General features: G+C 67.7%; 2 protein-coding genes. One reads left to right on the top strand and one right to left on the bottom strand.

Annotated features, from left to right (window positions below; genetic code table 11):
* Nucleotides 1-6: 6 nt before the first annotated feature.
* Nucleotides 7-18,228, bottom strand: coding sequence for an amino acid adenylation domain-containing protein (locus ACFXKA_RS30080; protein WP_379429871.1), 18,222 nt, complete (start codon nt 18,226-18,228; stop codon nt 7-9).
* A gap of 850 nt (nt 18,229-19,078) precedes the next feature.
* On the opposite strand from ACFXKA_RS30080, the gene ACFXKA_RS30085 reads away from it, so the two are divergent.
* Nucleotides 19,079-19,825: a glucose 1-dehydrogenase gene (locus tag ACFXKA_RS30085; protein WP_379429875.1), complete on the top strand. Its 747-nt coding sequence runs from the start codon at nt 19,079-19,081 to the stop codon at nt 19,823-19,825.
* Nucleotides 19,826-19,933: the final 108 nt, after the last annotated feature.

The following is a 19,933-nucleotide window of genomic DNA, read 5'->3' on the forward strand; positions in this document are numbered from 1 at the left end:
ACGCGGTCATCGCTCCAATCGTGTGTTGAGAATCCGGGCGATCTGAGCAACCGCGCCCGGTTCGGTCATCGCGAGGTGGGCCGCATCGATGTCGAAGGTCGAAATCCGGCCACGGACCACCTGCGCCCACCCCTCGTGACCCGCAGCATCGGATCGCCTGTCCTGTGTCGCGGTGAAATAGAGCATGTCGCTGTCCAGGACCGCCGGCCGCCACGCACTGGCTGCCCGGATCGCCAGGTTGTAGGCGTCGGTCAGGCGCTCGATCCTGGCGGCGTCGATGCCCAGGCCGCCCCCGAAGTGCTGTTCGATCAGATCGGCAGCCTCCTCGGCGGTCGCATCGGCGCTCACGAAATCGACGCCCATGACCGGGCCGAGATTGCTGATCAGCTCTCCGGCCGTGACGGCGCGGACCGTCGACTCGTCGACACCGCCCACTTCGGCGTCCAGCAGTGCCAGTAGCGCGACCTCTTCACCGGCGGCGCGCATCTCGACGGCAATCGCGTGGGCGATCACGCCACCCAGCGACCAGCCGAGGAGGTGATAGGGGCCGTGTGGCTGAACCGCGCGAATCTCCTCGAAATAGCGTTCCGCCATGTCCCGGATCGACGTCGGACCGGGGTCCTCGCCGCCGATCTGCGGCGCCTGAAGGCCGTAGATCGGCCGGCCGGCGGCGAGGTACCTGTCGAATGTGCGGTAACACCACGACAGGCCCAGGGCCGGGTGGATACAGAACAGTGGCGGTTGCTCACCGCCGGTCCGGATCGGCAGCAATACGTCGAAGCCGATGTCGGTCCGCTCGACGGTGGTACCGGAGCGCATTCCGGATTCGATCCGCTTCGCCAGGTCGGCCGGGCAGGGATCGGACAACATCCAGCTGATCGGAACCTCGTAGTCGAGTCCCTTGCGCAACTCGCTCACCACTTGCACCGACTTCAGCGAGTTGCCGCCCAAAGCGTAGAAGTCGTCGTCGGCGCCCACCCGTTCCACACCGAGTACCGCTTCGAAGGCCCGCGCGACCTCCTCTTCCAACCACGACGAGGGCTCCCTGAACTCTCCCACCGCGAGCACCGGCTCCGGTAGTCGCGCACGGTCCAACTTGCCCGACACCGTGAGGGGCACCGTGTCGAGCGCCACCACCGTGGTGGGCACCATGTAGTCGGGCAGTTCGCTTGCCACGTGCGCCAGGACCGCCGCGGTATCGATCGTCGCGCCCGCGGCGGGCACCACGTAGCCGACGAGATGGTCCGCCGTACCGGTGGTGTGCACCACGGCGATCGCGCGGGCGACGCCCGGGTGCTCGGCGAGTACGGCCTCGATTTCACCGAGTTCGATACGCAGGCCGCGCAGCTTCACCTGGAAATCGGTGCGGCTCAGGTATTCCAATTCGCCGCTGTGGCGCCAGCGCACCAGGTCGCCGGTGCGGTACAGGCGTCCGCCGTCACCGTAGGGGTCGGCCACGAACCGTTCCGCGGTCAGGCCCGGACGTGACTGATAGCCGCGCGCGAGCTGGGCGCCCGCCAGGTACAGTTCCCCGGCGACACCGGGTGGTACCGGATGTAACCGGTCGTCGAGTACGTATGCCCGCGCGTTCCATACCGGTGAGCCGATCGGCATGGTGCCGCTGTCGGATTCGATCACCCGATGCGCGGTTGCGGCCACGGTGAACTCGGTCGGCCCGTACAGGTTGTGCAACTCGACCCCGGGCCAGGTTCGCCGCACGTCGGCCACCACGTCGGGCCCGAATGCCTCACCACCCACCAGGAGCGTCCGCACCGACTCCAGCGACTCCGCCGGCACCGCGTCCGCCAATACCGCCAGCATCGACGGTACGAGGGCGGTGATCGTGACCCGCTGGGCAGCAATGGTTTCGGCGAGATACGCGAGGTCGGTATGCCCGTCGGCGCGCGCGATCACCAGCCGCGCCCCCATCGCCAGGGTCGTGAACACCTCCCATACCGACATGTCGAACGTAGCCGGGGACTTCTGCAGCACCACGTCGTTCGACGTCAACGCGTAGGTCTCGGCGTGCCACCGCAACTGGTTCACCACCGAACAATGCGATACCGCAACACCTTTCGGCCGGCCGGTCGACCCCGAAGTGAATAGCACGTAGGCGAAGTTGTGCGGTCGCAGCGGCCCGAGCCGATCGGCGTCGGTAACCGGCGCGTCATCGAATCCGGACAGCGCCAGCCCATCGAGGGACGAGAGTTCCAACACCGGCGCGGCGATCGACAGCATGTACTCGATGCGGTCGGCCGGCAGGTCCGGATCGACCGGGACGTACCCACCGCCGGCGGCGTGCACCGCGTACATGGCGGTGACCTGGTCCAGTGAACGCCGCATACGCAGCGCCACCAACGACTCCGGACCCACTCCACGGCCGATCAACCACCGCGCCAACCGGTATACGCGAGAAGCGAATTCCGCATAACTCAGCGACTGTTCGCCGAATACCACTGCGGGCCCATCGGCATGCGCCCGCACCGAGTCGGCGAAGACCGAGGCGAGCGTCTCGCCCGGAGGGAGCCGGTGATCGGTCGAATTCCACTGCGTCAGAACGGCTTCGCGTTCATCGGCGCCGAGTAGATCCACCTCGTGCACCGGCTGCGTCGAATCGGCCGCCAGTGCGCCGAGCAACCGCAGCAGGCGATCGGCGATCGTGGTCACCGTGGCCGCGTCGAAGAGGTCGCTCGCGTACGTGACCGCGCCGCTGATGCCGGCCGGGGCACCGGTGGAGTCGTAGGAATCCGACACCGTGACCAGCAGATCGAACAGCGCGGTGTCGGTCTCGGCCGTCACGGCCGATACCGAGAGCCCCGGCAGGTCGAACTCGGCCTTGGCGAGGTTCTGGAATGCCAGCATCACCTGGAACAGCGGATGGTGAGCGTGCGACCGCACCGGGTTCAGCTCCTGCACCAGCCGCTCGAATGGCACATCGGCGTGCCCGAACGCGGCCAGGTCGGTCCCGCGCACGTGCTCGAGCAGCTGGGTGAACGTCATTCCCGGGGTCAACCGGGTCCGCAGCACCAGGGTGTTGACGAACATCCCGACCAGATCGTCGAGTTCGGGCTCGCCGCGTCCCGCGTACGGAGTGCCGATCGCTATGTCGTCAGTGTCGGCCAGCCGGGCCAGCGTGGCCGCCAGCGCCGCGTGGAAGACCATGAACAGCGTCGTGTTGTGTGCTCGCGCGACCTGCTGCAATGCCGCGTGCAGATCGGCGCCGACGGTGATCGGCACGGTCGCGCCCGCATAGGTCTGCACGGGCGGCCGCGGCCGGTCGGTCGGTAGCTCCAGCAACGGCGGGAGCTCCGCCAATTCGAGTGTCCAGTAGTCGATCTGGGCGCGTAGCACCGAGTCGGGATCGTGTTCGGTCCCCAGCACCGTTCGCTCCCAGATCGCGTAGTCGGCGTACTGCACCGGCAGCACGGGCCAGCTCGGTGTCTCCCCGACCAGGTGTGCGGTGTACGCGGACATCATGTCCCGGGCCAGCGGGCCGAGCGACGACCCGTCGCAGGAAATGTGGTGCACCACCACGGCCAGGACCCACTCGTGCTGCCCGAGCTCGAACAACCGGATCCGCAACGGTGCGTCGACCGTCACATCGAACACCGTCGAGACGGAGACCGACAACGATTCGGCCAGTTCCGATTCCGTCACCGGGGTCACGGTGACCGGCGGAATCGCCTCGGCTGTGCGCAGGACGACCTGCGACGGCTCGCCCTCGGCATACGGGTAGACGGTCCGCAATACCTCGTGCCGGTTCAGCACATCCGCGATGGCCGCGCGCAGCGCGTCGAGATCCAGCTCTCCGGACAGCCGCAGGATGATCGGAATACTGTAGGCGGCCGAGCCGGGCTCGAGCCGGTTCAGGAACCACATCCGTTGCTGTGCGTACGACAGGGGAATGCGCTGCGGCCGTGGCTGTGCGGTCAGCGCCACCCGCCCGGTGTGGGCCTGCGATTCGGCGCGCGCGGCCAACCTCGCGACCGTCGGCGCCTCGAAGATCATCGACACCGGGACGGTCGCGTCGAGCGCGGCACCGATCCGGGCGGCGACGCGAGTCGCCACCAGGCTGTTGCCACCCAGTTCGAAGAAGTCGTCGTCGGCGCCGATCGGACCGTCGATGCCGAGAACGTCGGCGTAGACGCCGGCCACTATCTCCTCCACCGGTGACGCCGGGGCCCGGAATCGCCTGGCCTGCACGACGGGTGCGGGCAGGGCCGCGCGGTCGAGCTTTCCATTCGGCGACAAGGGGATCGCGTCGAGGATCATCACCGCGGCGGGCACCAGGTACGACGGCAGCATCTCGGCCAGCGCCGCCCGCAACTCCTCGCCCGAGAGGCTCGTCCCGATTTCGGGCACCACATAGGACACCAGCTGCGCCGGACCCGTGCCCGTATGCCACGGCGTCGTGATCGCGTATGCCACGTCCGCCCGCGCGCTCAGCGCGGCGTCGATCTCGCCCAGCTCGACCCGGTAGCCGCGGATCTTCACCTGGAAGTCGTTGCGCCCCAGGAATTCCAGGTCGCCGTCGGCCTTCCAGCGCACCACATCACCGGTGCGGTACATGCGGCGCCCGGGTTCCCCGAACGGGTGCGCCACGAAACGCGCCGCACTCACCGCCGCCTTGTCCAGGTACCCGCGCGCCAGTGCCGGGCCTGCCAGATACAACTCTCCGGCCACCCCCACCGGAACCGGCTGCATCCGGGCATCCAGGACCAGCGCCTGGATGCCCGGCAGCGGGGCGCCGATCGTCGGCCGGTCACCCGATCGCAGCGCACCCGTCGCCGTGGCGACAATCGTGGCCTCGGTCGGCCCGTACAGCTCCCGGAACTTCCGGGCGCCGGCGGGATCGGTTCCCGCCCAACGGTTCACCAGATCCGCCGGGACTTCGTCACCGCCGGACATCACCACCCGCACGTGGTCCAGCCCGGCCGGATCCACCGACGCCAGCGCGGCAGGGGTCATGAAGGCATGGGTCACCCGCTGCACGCGCAAGAGCTCGGCCAACTCTCCACCGCCGTAGATCCCCGTCGGCGCCACGACCAGCGCACCGGCCCGGCTGACCGCCATCAGGGTCTCCAGCAGGGCGGCGTCGAACGACGGCGACGCGAAATGCAACACCCTGGACGTGTGCCGGAGGTCGAGGTCGGCGCGGAGCCACGAGACGAAATCGGCGATGCCGGAATGGGTGACGGCGACGCCCTTCGGCACCCCGGTGGATCCGGAGGTGAAGATCACGTAGGCAACGTTCGAGGCCCGCAGCGGCCGGAGTCGCTCGTCATCGCCGACCGGGCCGCTCGCCAACCCGTCGATCCGTGCGGCCACGGCCTCGTCGTCGAGCACGATCCAGTCCACCGTATCGGGCATCCCGGCAGCTGCCGACGACACCGTCACGCCCAGCGTCGCACCAGAATCCGCCACCATCTGCGTGATCCGGCCTTCGGGATAGCTGGGGTCGACCGGCACGAAGGCCGCACCCGACTTCACCACCGCCCACCACGCGACGACGGACTCCATCGACCGCGCTGCCGCCACCAGCACCGAATTCTCCGGTCCGGCGCCTCGGCTGATCAGCAACCTCGCCAGCCGGCTCGATCGCTCGTCCAGCTGTGCATACGACAACGTGGCATCTCCCGCGACGACGGCAATACCGTCGCCGTTGTCCCGGACGGCCGAGGCGAACACCTCCGGCAGCGATCCGCACGGCTCCGACGCCGCCGAGGTGTGTTTGCCCACCCGCCAGGTGAGCGCCGAGCGCTCGTCGGCGTCGAGCCAGTCGATGTCCCCGACCACGATGGCCGGATCGTCGACGACGGCTTCCAGGACCCGCACCAGCCGCCGGGCGATTCCCGCCGCGGTCTCCTCGTCGAAGAGATCCCGTGCATAGCTCATCATTCCCGAGACACCTTGCGCCACACCGGAATCGAACGATTCTGACAGCACCAGTTGCAGGTCGAACTGGGTCGCCCCGGTATCCACCTCCGCCCGGGCGACCCGGACATCGGGCAGTGTTACCTCGACGTTCGACAGGTTCTGGAACGCCAGGACCACCTGGAACAACGGATGCCGCGCCGCGGATCGCTCCGGCTTCAGCTCCTCCACGACCCGCTCGAACGGCACATCCGCGTGCTCGAATGCCAGCAGGTCCGTGTCACGCGCGCGCGTCAGCAAATCGGTGAACGGCTCGCCGGTATCCACCCGGGTCCGCAATGCCAGCGTGTTCACGAACATCCCGACCAGCTCGTCCAGGCCGGGTTCGCCCCGCCCCGCGACCGGGGTGCCGATCACGATGTCCTCGGTGTTGCCGAGCCGCCCCAGAACCGTTGCCAGCGCGGCATGCATCACCATGAACAGCGACGATCCCCGCGACCGTGCCAGCGCGAGCAGCTGCTCGTGCAGCCTCGCACCGATCTCCAGCGGTATCCGGCCGCCCGACAGCGAGGCGACGGCCGGGCGTGGCCGGTCCGCCGGGAGGTCCAGCCGGTCCGGTGCGCCGGCGAGCGTCGAGCGCCAGAAGTCCAGCTGGGTGGACATCAACGACGCCGGATCGTCTGCGGCCCCCAGCATCTGCCGTTGCCACCACGCGAAATCCGCGTACTGCACCGCGAGTGGCTCCCACTCCGGCGCGTGCCCGGCCAGCCGCGCGGCATACGCCACCATCACGTCATGGGCCAGCGGGCTCATCGACTGACCATCGCCGGCGATGTGATGGACCACCAGCACGAGCAGGAATTCTCCTGTGTCACTGCCGGGTTCGGCGTCGAGCTCGAACAATCCGACTCGCATCGGCACTCGGGCGGTCACATCGAATCCGCGTCGCACGAACTCGCCCACCACGTCCGGGACCGCATCCGCCGATACCCGCACCGGCTCCACCGGCACCGCGGGCTCGTCGAAGACGACCTGCCGCGGCTCACCGGAGACTTCCGGATAGATCGTCCGCAAGACTTCGTGGCGTGCGACCACGTCCGCGAGCGCGGCCGCCAGCGCGTCGGTGCTCAGCCGTCCCGACAACCGCAGCATCACCGGAATGTTGTAGGCCGGAGAATCCGGCTCGAACCGGTTCAGGAACCACATCCGCTGCTGCGCCAGCGACAACGGCACGGGGTCGGGGTGCACGCCGGACACCAGGGGCAAGCGGCCCCCATCGCCGAGTGACCCAGTGCGCGTGGCCAATTCGGCGACGGTCGGCGCCTCGAAAACCGATCGCACCGGCACTCGCACGTTCAAGGCCGCACCCAGGCGCCCCACCACCAGCGAGGCGCTCAGCGAATCCCCGCCCAGCGCGAAGAAGTCGTCGTCGGCGCCCACCCCGTCCACGTCGAGCACCTGCTCGAATGTTCGCGCGACCAGCTCTTCCATCCCTGGTGCCGGTGCCCGGAACTCGCGCACGACGGCAACCGGCTCGGGCAGCCGCTCACGATCCAGCTTCCCGTTGGCGGTCAGCGGTACCTCGTCCAGCACGATCACCGCGGACGGCACCATGGTCCGGGGCAGCGTCTCGGCCAGTGCCGCACGCAACTCCGCGCCCGATACCTCGGTTCCGGCCGCGGGCATGACATAGGACACCAGCTGCACCGACCGGCCGTCCTCGCGGCGCGGCACGGTGACCGCGTATGCCACATCCGCACGCGCGCCCAGCGCCGCGTCGATCTCCCCGAGCTCGATTCTGGTGCCGTGCACCTTGACCTGAAAATCGTTGCGTCCCAGGAATTCCAACTCGCCATCGGCGCTGCGGCGCACCACGTCACCGGTGCGGTACATGCGCTGACCCGGCCCCTCGAACGGGCATGCGACGAACCGCGCCGCGGTCAACCCCGTCCTGGCGACGTAGCCATCGGCCAGTCCGGCGCCGAACAGGTACAGCTCGCCCGCGATACCGTCCGGTACGGGTCGCAGCCAGGTATCGAGGACCACGGCCGCGACGGTACCGACCGGCCTGCCGATCGTGATCGCGGCACCGGGCGCCAGCGCAGCGCTGGTGGTAGCCCAGATCGTGGTCTCGGTCGGCCCGTACAGATTGACCATGGTGCGGCGCGGCGCCCACCGATCGACCAGTTCGGTTCCGACCGGCTCTCCGGCTGCCGCGAGCACCCGCAGCCCGTCGAGACCGTCGGGCGAGACCGTCGCCAGCGCCGAGGGGGTCACGATGGCGTGCGAAATACGTTCATGTGCAATCAGATCCGCCAATTGGGGGCCGGCGTAGATCTCGGCGGGAGATATGACCAGCCGGCCGCCCGAACCGTGCGCCATCAACAACTCGAACACCGAGGCGTCGAAGCTGGGCGAGGCGACCTGCAGGACCACCGACATCGGGTCGGCGCCGAACAGTCGCCGTTGCGCCGCGACGATTTCGGCCAGGCCGCGATGGCTGACGAGTACGCCCTTGGGCGTTCCGGTCGACCCGGAGGTGTAGCTCACGTAGGCGATCTGATCCCGCCGGATCGGCCCGCCGCGTTCGGCATCGGTGATCGGCAGGGCGGGCGCCGAGTCCACGGTCCCGAGCGCCTGGTCCTCGTCGAGGATCAGCCACTCGACTCCGCCGGGAGGACGTTTCCCGGCGGACGTATCGGTCAGTCCGAGCACGGTTCCCGAGTCGGACAGCAGAAATTCGATTCGCTCCGAGGGCAGGGCCGGATCGATCGGCAGGAATGCGGCACCGGTCTTCGCCACGGCCCACACGGTGACGGTCGCCGCCGGGGAACGCGGCAGCACGGAGGCGACGACCTGTCCCCGCCGGGCGCCGTGCCGCAGCAGGACCCGGGCCAGCCGGGTGGATCGCTCGTCGAGCTGGCGGTAGGTCATGGTGGTCGTGCCGTATCGCACGGCGATCGCGTCGGGATCGGCGGCAGCGGAGGCGGCGAGCATCCGGTCCAGCGTGTCCGGGATCGTCGCTTCCGCACGGGAATCCGGCCACGATGGCCGCGGTTCCTCGTCGAGCCGTAGCTCACCGAGTCGCGTATCGGCGTTCGCGGCGAACCGGCACAGCAACTCGACGAAGCGGTCGAGGATGCGGCGCGCCGAGACGGTGTCGAATTCACGGTCATGGAACCGGAGGGTGATCCGCAGTCCTTGTGGCTCGCCGTGCTCGGACTGCGTGGGTTCCACGATCAGGCTCAGCGGGTACGGTGTCGCGTCCAGTTCACTGAGTTCGTTCACCCGCAGGCCCGCCGAATCGACGAGCTGCTGCAGTGCCGTCCGGTCGACGGGGAACGACTGGAAGGTGAGGGCGGTGTCGAAGAGTTCGGGCAGGCCGGCACTGCGGTGGATCTCGGGCAGGCCGATATGGTGATGCTCCAGCATGCGGGCGTGCCGCTCCTGAATGCCGATCAGCAACTCGCGAACGGTCATTGTGGGTTCGAGCGGGACGCGCACGGGAATCGTATTCAGGAACATGCCGAGCGCCTGATCGACCAGCGGCAGTTCCGGGGGGCGGCCCGACACCGAGGAACCGAAGATCACATCGGTCTCGCCGGTGAGTACCCGCAGATTCAGGGCCCAGGCCGCGGCCACGGCCGTATTGATGGTGACGGCCGTCTCCGCCGCCACGCGACGGAGTGCTCCGAAACGATCCGCCGTCACCTCGGCCCCGACCTCGGCGGCGGATACCGCGCGCGCCGCGTCGGCGTCGCGGGACACCCGGGTGGGCGCGTCGACATCCGAAAAGGCTTGCGCCCATGCCGCTTTGGATGCCGCGCTGTCCTGCCGACCCAGCCAGGCCAGATAGTCGCGGTAGGAGGGCGCGGGTCCGGCGGAGTCGATATGTTCGGGAGAACCGTAGTAGTCGAGCAGTTCTCGCATCAGCAGCGGCATCGACCAGCCGTCCAGGATCACATGGTGATTCGTGACGAGCAGCCGGAAGGACTCCGCATCGACACGGATCAGCGTCAAGCGCAACAGCGGGGGAGCCGACAGGTCGAATCCCGCCGCCGCGTCCGCCGCGGCAATCGATTCCGGGTCGGCCGGGGATTCCGCATCGCCGCCAGCGGCGAGATCGATCTCCCGGAAGTCGACGTCGGCATGGTCCAGCACGATCTGGCACGGCCCGGCCGACGTCTCCGCGAAAGCGGCCCGCAGGATGTCGTGCCGATCGACCACGGCCTGCGCGGCACGCCGCAGGCGCTCACCGTCGACCGCGCCGGAAAATCCGATCATCGTCTGGACGGTGTAGTCGTCCGCCGCATCCGGATCGAACGTCGAGTCGAAGTGCATCCCGGATTGCATGGGCGACAACGGCCATACGTCGGACAGCCCGGGGTACTGCCGCTCGAGCCGATCGATGTCCTGCCGGGTGAGCGTGACGAGCGAAGAATCCGAGGCGCGATACGCGCGATCCGCTTTCGAGAGCCGCGGGGGTTCCTCGATGGTCACCGGAGCCGCGTCGCCACCCGCCATCACGGCGAGAGCGGCAACTGTCTTGCCTTCGAACACATCTCGCGGCGTGAGCGTGAGCCCGGCGGATCTCGCCAGCGCCACCAGCCGCATCGAGACGATGCTGTCCCCGCCGAGGGCGAAGAAGTTGCTGTCGGCGGACACGGTGTCGAGATGGAGCACATCGGCGAAGAGTTTCGCCACGATCTGCTCCGTCGGCGTCGACGGCGGTCTGCCGCCCGTGGCACCGGCATCGAAGGCGCGCTGCTGCAAGGCCTTCCGATCGACCTTGCCCGTGGGCGTGCGCGGCATCTCCTCCAGCCGCACGATCGCGGCGGGATTCATATAGCGCGGCAGCCTGCCCGCGAGATCGCCTTCGATGGCCGCCACATCGACCGCAGCGCCCGGCGCGGAGACGACATAGGACACCAGAACCGGTTCGCCGGCAGGCCCTTTCACCGCCACGGTCGCGACGTTCGCCACGTCCGGGCGCCGGGCCACGTGCGCATCGATTTCCCCCGGCTCGATCCGCAGGCCGTGAATCTTGACCTGCTGATCGCAGCGGCCCAGGTATTCCAGTGCCAACCCGGCGGGTCCGCGCACCCAGCGCACGGAATCACCGGTGCGGTAGATCCGCTCGCCGCGGGTGGATCGCGGATCCGCGACGAAGCGGGACGCGGTCACGCCCCGGCGACCGACGTATCCACGGGCGAGTCCGGGTCCGCCGATATAGAGTTCGCCCGCGACACCGACCGGCACCGGTCGCAGCCACGGGTCCAGCACCATCGCGGACGCGCCCCGGATCGGGCCACCGATCGTCACCGGGTCGCCGGGTGCGAGGACATCCGATCCCGTTGCCCAGATCGTGCACTCGGTCGGTCCGTAGTGATTCATCAGCCGTCGCCCCGGGGCCCACCGGCTCACGGTGTCCGGCCCGACCGATTCACCGACGACCGCGAGCGATGTCAGCGACGGTATCCGGGACGGATCCATGGTGTTGAGCACGGACGGGGTGATGATCGCGTGCGAAACCTGCTGCGACCGAAGCAATTCCTCGAGGTCGGTCCCGGCGAATACCTCCGGCGGCGCCACCACGAGACAGGCGCCGCTGCTGTGCGCCAACAGCAACTCCGACACGCAGGCGTCGAATCCCGGCGACGCGACCTGCAACACCACCGAATCCGGAGTCGGTGCGAAGGCATCGGCCTGCGCCGCGACCAGATCGGCCAGACCTCGATGGCTGAGGTGGACCGCCTTCGGCGTGCCGGTCGATCCGGATGTGTAGATCACGTATGCCGCATTGTCGGCCGACAGGCGGTCGCCCCCGGCCATTCCGGACGGGCGGGGGAGACCCTCGTGAGGGTCCGATGTGGCAGCGTCCAGGATCAACCAGTCGACGCTATCCGGAAGCTGCTGTGCCACAGCGCTTGTCGTCACACCCAGCGTGGTCCGCGAGTCGGACAGCAACTCTCCGATCCGCGCGGCGGGGTTGCCGGGATCCAACGGCAGGAAGGCGGCACCTGTTGTCGCCACCGCCCAGATCGCGACGACGAGTTCGGCCGAGCGGGGCAGGGCCAAGGCGACGATCGACTCGGCGCGAGCACCGCGGCCGACCAGCAGGCGAGCGAACGCGTCGGCGCGACGCTCCAGCTCACGATAGGTCCACGTGCTGTCACCGCACCGGACAGCCACGGCATCCGGATACCTCCGCGCGGTCCCCGACAGGATGTCGCGGAGCACGAGGTCCGCGGCCGGCTGCTCGCTGCCGACCGAAAGCAGTTGCGCGCGTTCGGAATCCCAGCAGGAGGAGATCGAGGAGACCGTCCGGGCGGGATCCCCGACGATCTGCGTGAGCAGCAACTCGAAGCGTTCGAGCAGCGTGCGGGCCTCGTCCGAGTCGAATCGGTCGGTGGCGAATTTCAGTGTCACCGTGTAGGTTCCGGGCTCGCCGGTGTCCGGTCCGCCCTCACGACTCGACCGCGGCGGGGTCACCTGCAGGCTCAGCGGATACGGCGTGGCATCGTGCGCGACGATCTCGACGAGCCGCAATCCGGCGTCGGAGAGATCGTGTGCCAGCAGTTCCCGGTCGAACGGATAGGACTCGAGCACCGTCGCGGTATCGAACATGTCGGTGATGCCGGCGGCCCGCTGCAGCTCCGCCAAGCCGATGTGCTGATGATCCAGCATCGCCGCCTGCTCGGATTGCACGCGGACGAGCAGGTCGCCGACGGTCTCGTCGGGTTCGAGCCGGACGCGGACGGGCAGCGTGTTGACCATGAGCCCGACCATGCGCTCGACATCCGGAATCCGCGGCGGGCGGTTCGACACCGTATTGCCGAACACCACGTCCGGCCGTCCGGCCTGGACGGCCACCAGCAATGCCCACGCCACGTGCAGGGCCGTGTTGGGGGTGACGCCATGCGAGCGGCCGAGGTCGAGAATCGCGGCGGTGGTCGCGGCGTCCAGCTTCAGGCCGACTTCGTCGGCATGCGCGGTGACGGTCCGATCCGGCCCGTTCGTGATGCGTGTCGGACTGTCGATTCCGGCGAGCATCTCCCGCCACGCGGCGGTCGCGGCGTCTCGGTCCTGAGCCTGCAGCCACTGCAGATACTCGCGGTACGAATGAGGGGGCGGGAGCTGGGCCGTATCGCAGTCGGATATGTACAGCGCGAGTAGCTCGTGGATCAGCAGGGGCATCGACCAGCCGTCGAGCACGAGGTGGTGGTTGGTGACCAGCAACTGGAACATATCGACGCCGGTGCGGACGAGGTGGAAACGCACCAGCGGCGGGCGGGCCGGATCGAACGGGGCCGCGGCCGCCGTCGCGAGTCGCCGCAGTGCTTCCGCCTGCCGGCCGACACCGCTGATATTCGACTCGCCCCAATCGACCGTGGTGTCGCGCAATACGATCTGCCGTGGCCCATCGTCACTCTCGACGAACGAGGTCCGCAGACTGTCGTGCCGGTCGATGAGCACCTGCGCGGCCCGCCGCATCCGGTCGCCATCCACCTGCCCGGTGAACGTCAGCGCCGCCTGCACGATGTAGCCGTCGACGCCGTCCGGGTCGTAGATCGTGTGGAACAGCAGCCCGGACTGCAGGGCGGTGAGTGGCCACACATCGGTCATCGACGGGTATTCCCGCAGCCAGCGGTCGACATCGTCCTGCGATACCGCGGTGAGCGGGAAGTCGGATGGCGTGAAGCTGTCGGTGGTTTCGGATCGGACGTGATCGGCCAGCGCCCCCAGGGCCCGAGCCCACAGCCCGGCGAGCTCGTCGACCTCCTCACCCGTCAACACCTGTGAGGCGAACTCCCAGGTCGCAGCGAGTTCGAGCCCGCCGTTGCCTCCTTCGGCGATCGCATTGATATCGAGCACGGCCGGCAGCGCCATCGCCGGATCGCTCGTCGCGGTCAGCGCGGTGAATTCGGTGGTAGGTGCCCAGGGGCCCGAGCGGTCACGGGAACCCACCCGCCCGAGGTAGTTGAAGCTGACCTGAGGTTCGGGCAGCTCTGCGAGCTCGGCGCGGCCCTGGGAGTCGAGATGACGCAGTACCTGATAGCCGATGCCGTTGCCGGGCACCGCGCGCAGCTGCTCCTTCACCTGCCTTATCGCCAGTCCCGCACTCACGCCGCCGGCCAGCGCATCATCGAGATCGACGTTCTCCCAATCGATCCGGACCGGGAAGCGGGTGGTGAACCAGCCGACGGTGGCGCTCAGATCGGCGCCGGGTACGGCCGACTCCTCGCGGCCGTGTCCTTCCAGCGAGATCAACTCTCCGGCCGCCGCCGTGCCGCGCCTGCGCCGCCACTCACCGAGGGCGAGCACCAGAGCTGCCACCAGCGGATCGTTGGCACTGCAGTGGAAGCGGTCCGGGATGGTGGTGAGCACCGCCTCGGCAACCGCTGCCGGGATACGCTGATCGACCCGGCCCGCCGTGGCCCCGATGTCACGATCCGGGATCAGACGACGCGATCCGAGTAGCTGATCGCCGCGCTCGAGGACGTCTTTCCACAGGTCGAGCTCCGCCGCCCGCCTGCCCGGGGCCTGCTCGACCAAGCCGTGCGCCCACCGGCGAAACGAGGTGGTGAGCGGGCCGAAATGCGGCTCGCCGCCGGCGGAGACCTGCGCCCAGGCCTGCGCGAGGTCGGTGAGGATGATGCGCCACGACACCGCGTCGACGGCGAGATGGTGGATCACCAGCCACATCAGGTCGGGTCCAGAGCCGCTGCGATCGTGAATCCAGACGGCCTGCACGAGCACACCGTTGCCCGGGTCCAATCGATCCGCGGCTCGGTTCAGGTGCCGGTCGACGTCGGCGGCGTCACGTCGATCGATCCCGACTTCGACCAGCGCGGCCTCCGGGTCGACCGCTTCCCGATCGAGGACCTCGAGGAAGCGATCGGCCGAATCGCCGCCGCGCAATACCGCGCGCAGCATGTCGTGGCGGTCCAGCAGGGATCCCAGCGCGCGTACCAGACCCGCTCGATCGACCCCCTCGGGCAGCTGCACCAGCGCGGCCTGCGCAAATCGGTCGTAATGACCCCGATCCAGCATTGCGTGCATGATCGGCGACAACGGCATCGGCCCGACGCCGCCACCGGGCAACTCGGCCAATCCGGGGGCGTCGCCGACTTCCGTCGCCGTGGCCGCCAGGCCCGCAACGGTCTTGTGTACGAACACGTCCTGTGTGGAGAAGCTCAGGCCTTCGGCCTTGGCCCCCGCCACCAGCCGGATCGACAGAATGCTGTCGCCGCCGAGGGCGAAGAAGCTGTCGTCCGCCCCGACCCGGGACACGCCGAGTACCTCGGTGAACAACCGTGCGATCGTCTTTTCCCGGGCCGTGGCCAGTGCCCGCCCGACCGGCGCGGCCCCGAATTCGGGCTTCGGCAGAGCGCGGCGATCGAGCTTGCCGAAGGCGTTCACCGGGAGGCTGTCCAACGGGAGGACCACCGCCGGGACCATGTGCGGCGGCAGCGAATCGCGAGCGAAGCGCAGGATTTCGACCGGATCGATCCGACGGCCGCTGACCGGGACGACATAGGACGCCAGCACGGTCGTGCCGACGTTGTTCTGCACCGGCACCGTGACGCACAGGTCCACGTCGTCGTGTGTGGTGAGCGCGGCGTCGACTTCACCCGGTTCGATCCGGTATCCGCGGATCTTGATCTGGAAGTCGCTGCGGCCCATCAATTCCAGCGTCGTCTCGCCGTTCTCGCCGGTCCAGCGCGCGATATCGCCGGTACGGTACATGCGCGCGCCGGCGCCGCCGTACGGATCGGCGACGAACCGGGCGGCGGTCTCGACGAACAGACGGCTGTATCCCCGGGCCAATCCCGGCCCGGCGAGGTACAACTCGCCCGCGGTGCCCCTGGGCACCGGCTGCAGCGTCCGGTCCAGCACCATGGCCGAGACGCCGCGGATGGGGCCACCGACCGTGTGGGCGCGGCCGGGTCTCAGCATGGCGCCGGTGGCGGTCACGGTGGATTCGGTGGGACCGTATTCGTTGTACATGGACGCCGACAGGGTCCACCGTTCGACGAGGTGTGGTGGGCATACGTCGCCCCCGACCACGACCACCTGCACGTCGGTCGGCAGCTGCGGGTCGACCGTGGCCAGCATCGTGGGCGTCAGCGTCAGGTGGGTCACGTGCTCGTCGGCCAGCAGCTGCGTGAGCGACTCACCGCCGGTCACCTCCGGCGGCACGATCACCAACGTGGATCCGTTCGCGAAGCAGGTCAGAAACTGTTCCAGGGAGGCATCGAAGCTGGGCGAAAGGGCATAGGACACACGGGATTTCGTGTCGATGCCGTACGTGGAGGCGCGATCGGCAATGAGATTCGCGAGGCCGGTGTGCGTGACCTGCACGCCTTTCGGCGCTCCGGTGGATCCCGAGGTGTAGGTCATATAGGCGACGTTGGACGGTCGTAGTGGGCGGATGCGGTCCACATCGGAAATCGGCCCGCTCGCGGTGTCGCTGTCGGCCAGGGTCGCGGGGTGGTCGAGAACCACATGGTGAATCCCCCGCGGGAGCCGCCCGCGCAGGGCGTCGACCGTGATCGCCACGGTTGCGCCGCTGTCGGCAACCATGTGGTCTATCCGCTTCGACGGGTACTCGGGGGCCAGCTGGACGAAGGCCGCCCCACTCTTCGCGACCGCCCATGTCGCCACGACCGATTCGACCGAGCGTCGCAGCATGATCGCCACCGCCGTGTCCGGACCACACCCCAGCGCGATCAGATGCCGGGCCAGTTGCGAGGATCTGGTGTCCAGCTCGCCGTACGTCATCGTCTGGCCGTCCGAGACGATCGCGCACCCGCTACTGTTCCGGCGCGCGCTTTCGGTGAGAATCTCCGGAAGCAGCCGTGTTTCGACCGCGCTGGGCCCTCGCACGGGTAGTAGCGCAGAGCGTTCCTGAATTTCGAGTAGCGGCAGTCTGCTGACCTTGCATTCCGGTCCGCCGGCGAGGAATTCGTGCATGAACATGCGGAACCGTCGATGGTGATCAGCGAGCTCTTCAGGGCTGTACGAATTCGGATTCCCCTGGAAGTCGATATGGGTGCTCTCTCTGCCCGCCCCCGGGTAGATATTGACGAAGAGGTCGGCGGTAGGTCCGGAGGTGAGGACGTGCAGGCGGCCTGTCGTGTTGCCCAGTACAACCTCGTTCTCGACCATCATGAGGTTGACGGCGGGCCCGAATGATGCCGCCTCGTCGCGCGCAATCCCCATGTCATGGAATATGTCCTCTTGGCGGTAGCGCTGCCGGCGGAGTGCACTCGTCAACTCGCTTTTCACCGCGGCGATCAGTTCACCGACGCTTTGGGCGGCGACCTGCACTCGCAGCGGGACCACATTTGCCACCATCCCCCCGGAACGGCGCAGCACGGCAGAGTGCCGACCCGACACGGGCAGGCTCAGCAATACTTCATCGCTTCCGGTCATCCGCGCGAGATAAGCCGCGAACGCCGCAACGATGATCGGAGTCACGCTCGACTCGTGCTCGAACGCGACATTTTCGAGTAGCTGCGCGGTGTCGTCGGCCAGCTCTGTGCTGACCAGCGTGGGATGAATGGTGGGTTTGCTCACGCGGGCGGCCAGACTGACGACGGGAGGTGCGCCCGCGAGGTGCTCCCTCCAGTGTTCGCGGTCATTGTCGAGACGCGTCGAATCGCGGTACGCCAGATCTTGCTCGACGACTTCCCGCAGGTCCTGTGCCTGGCACGGCGCCGGCTCCTCGGACTTCACCCAAGCGTTGTACAGCTCGGTCATCCGATGCAGCATTGTTACCGCGGCGAATCCGTCGAGCGCGATGTGGTGTGCGCGCTGATACCACAGGTAATGGTCCTCGCCGACCCGGAACACGATGCTGGTCATGAGGTTGTCGTTCAGCAGGTCCAGTGGAGCGGAATAATCCTCGACCATCATTCTGTGCGCGGTCGCAACGGGGTCGACGTGCCGGCGCAGGTCCATGACCGACACCGGGCCGCCATTTTCCTCGTCGACGAACTGGCAGGGCTCTCCGTCGACCTCGATCAAGCGCATATGCCCGGAGCCGAACTCCCGGCCGGCGGTTCTGCATGTCTCGGCAAGCAGTTCCGCATCCAACTCGCCGACGATCTCGACGTATTGGGCGACAGATATCGGCGTGGATTCCGCGAGATGCTGGGCAAACCAGATTCCCCGCTGCGCCGAGGTCAGCGGAAGAATATCGGCCGGCGATGCATTACTGCTGGGCGTGTTGGAACTGTTACCCGAATGTGTGTGCCTGGAGGATTGACTGGAGGATTGAAATGTGCCAGTTGGCAACGATTTGGAACGGTCGGGACTGCCTTCGATGCCACTCTTCGATTGGCGCATTTCGACCTCCGCAAAATATCGTTCATTTCAGGAACTCAAAACGCCCGAGGACCGGCGGATATGCTGTCGCGCGCCGGTCCGGGGACCACGAACGAGGCCAGGGCGGGGACCATTTCCAACACCCGCATAGTGCTGAATACGTCGAGTCCGCCGCCAAGATCATTACAGCCGATGTCGGCCGATTCGGGACTCATTACGCCGATGGCTAATTTCCGGACAACAGTTGCGGTACCTTCGACCGGCGCTCGACCGTCGACCGATACACGATGGCAACATCCCCGACCCCGATATCGCCCCCCGACTCCTCGGCGAACGGTCCAGTACGTCGACGACCCCGGCATCGACCACACCCCGTCGCAAACGCCGCCGTACCGACCGGCAACCCTTCCCTGGCGGTCCCTCCGCCGACTCAACCCCGCGCACCACCGTCTGCTCCGTTGCAGCTTCGACTGAGGCCATGCCGGACATCCCTACTTCAAAAGCGACTGTCCATTATGATTCGACGCCGGCGCTGCAACCGATTGGTCTCTCGACCAAAATTTTTGAAACAGATGCACTCCAGTCATGCATGCCCACGGTGCCGAGCGCCTCGGCACCTGGTCCGACCTGCGTGATGAGTATTTCTTCGCTTCGGTTCGGCTGGTGGCGTGACCTGGCGACACGCCGGGAGCTGCCCTCGTTGACGGCGTCGATCGGCGATGGGTGGGCAGTGAGCGAACAATCTGCAATCCCTGGTTCGTTCCACCGGGGCCTTACCTCATTCCACTGTTTCAATCAATGATTGAAACAGTGATTGAAGACATGCTTAGCTGCCCTCATGACCGAGAAGCTCTCAATGGAAGGCCTGAGCATGAACAAGCGAGTCGCGGGCAAGGTGGCCCTCGTCAGCGGAGGCGCGCGTGGCATGGGCGCGGCGCATGCCCGTGCTCTGGTCGAGCACGGAGCCCGCGTGGTGATCGGCGACCTGCTCGAGACCGAAGGCAGAGCGCTGGTGGCCGAATTGGGTCCGGCGGCTCGCTTCGTTCACCTGGACGTGACCGACCCCGAGCACTGGAAGCGGGCCGTGAGTGTCGCCGTCGAGGAGTTCGGTTCGCTGACCGTCCTGGTGAACAATGCCGGAATCGTCAACGGCAACACCCTCGTCGACTTCGAACTGGGGGCCTGGCAGCAGATCGTCGACATCAATCTGACCGGTACCTTCCTCGGCATTCAGGCCGCGGCCACGGCGATGATGAATGCCGGCGTCGGGTCGATCGTCAATATCTCGTCGGTCGAGGGCCTGCGCGGCAGCGTTGGACTGCATGGCTACACCGCCACCAAGTTCGCGGTCCGCGGATTGACCAAATCGGCCGCACTCGAGCTGGCGCAGCACAATATTCGCGTGAACTCGGTCCACCCCGGCATGGTGCGCACACCGATGACCGAGGGCATCCCCGAGGACTTTCTGCAGATCCCGCTCGGCCGCGCCGCCACCGCCGATGAGGTCGCCAATCTCATCGTCTACCTGGCCAGCGACGAATCGAGCTACACGACCGGCGCGGAGCACGTGATCGACGGCGGGCTGATCGTCGGCGTCCCGCACAAGACGCTCGGATAACGCTGCTACCCAACGGATTCGAGGACTTGATTCATGACCAACGCTGTTGATCTGCAGGCTCTGGCCGCGCAGGTGGCCGGGAAGCTGACCGGGCCGGGTGGGCCGTTC

The organism is Nocardia sp. NPDC059228 (assembly GCF_042754245.1).
In the GTDB taxonomy this organism is placed as follows: domain Bacteria; phylum Actinomycetota; class Actinomycetes; order Mycobacteriales; family Mycobacteriaceae; genus Nocardia.

What these genes read in the sequence shown, in the direction of transcription:
- ACFXKA_RS30080 (WP_379429871.1), bottom strand. Translation starts at nt 18,228, where the DNA reads ATGCGCCAATCGAAGAGTGGCATCGAAGGCAGTCCCGACCGTTCCAAA.
- ACFXKA_RS30085 (WP_379429875.1), top strand. Translation starts at nt 19,079, where the DNA reads ATGAACAAGCGAGTCGCGGGCAAGGTGGCCCTCGTCAGCGGAGGCGCG.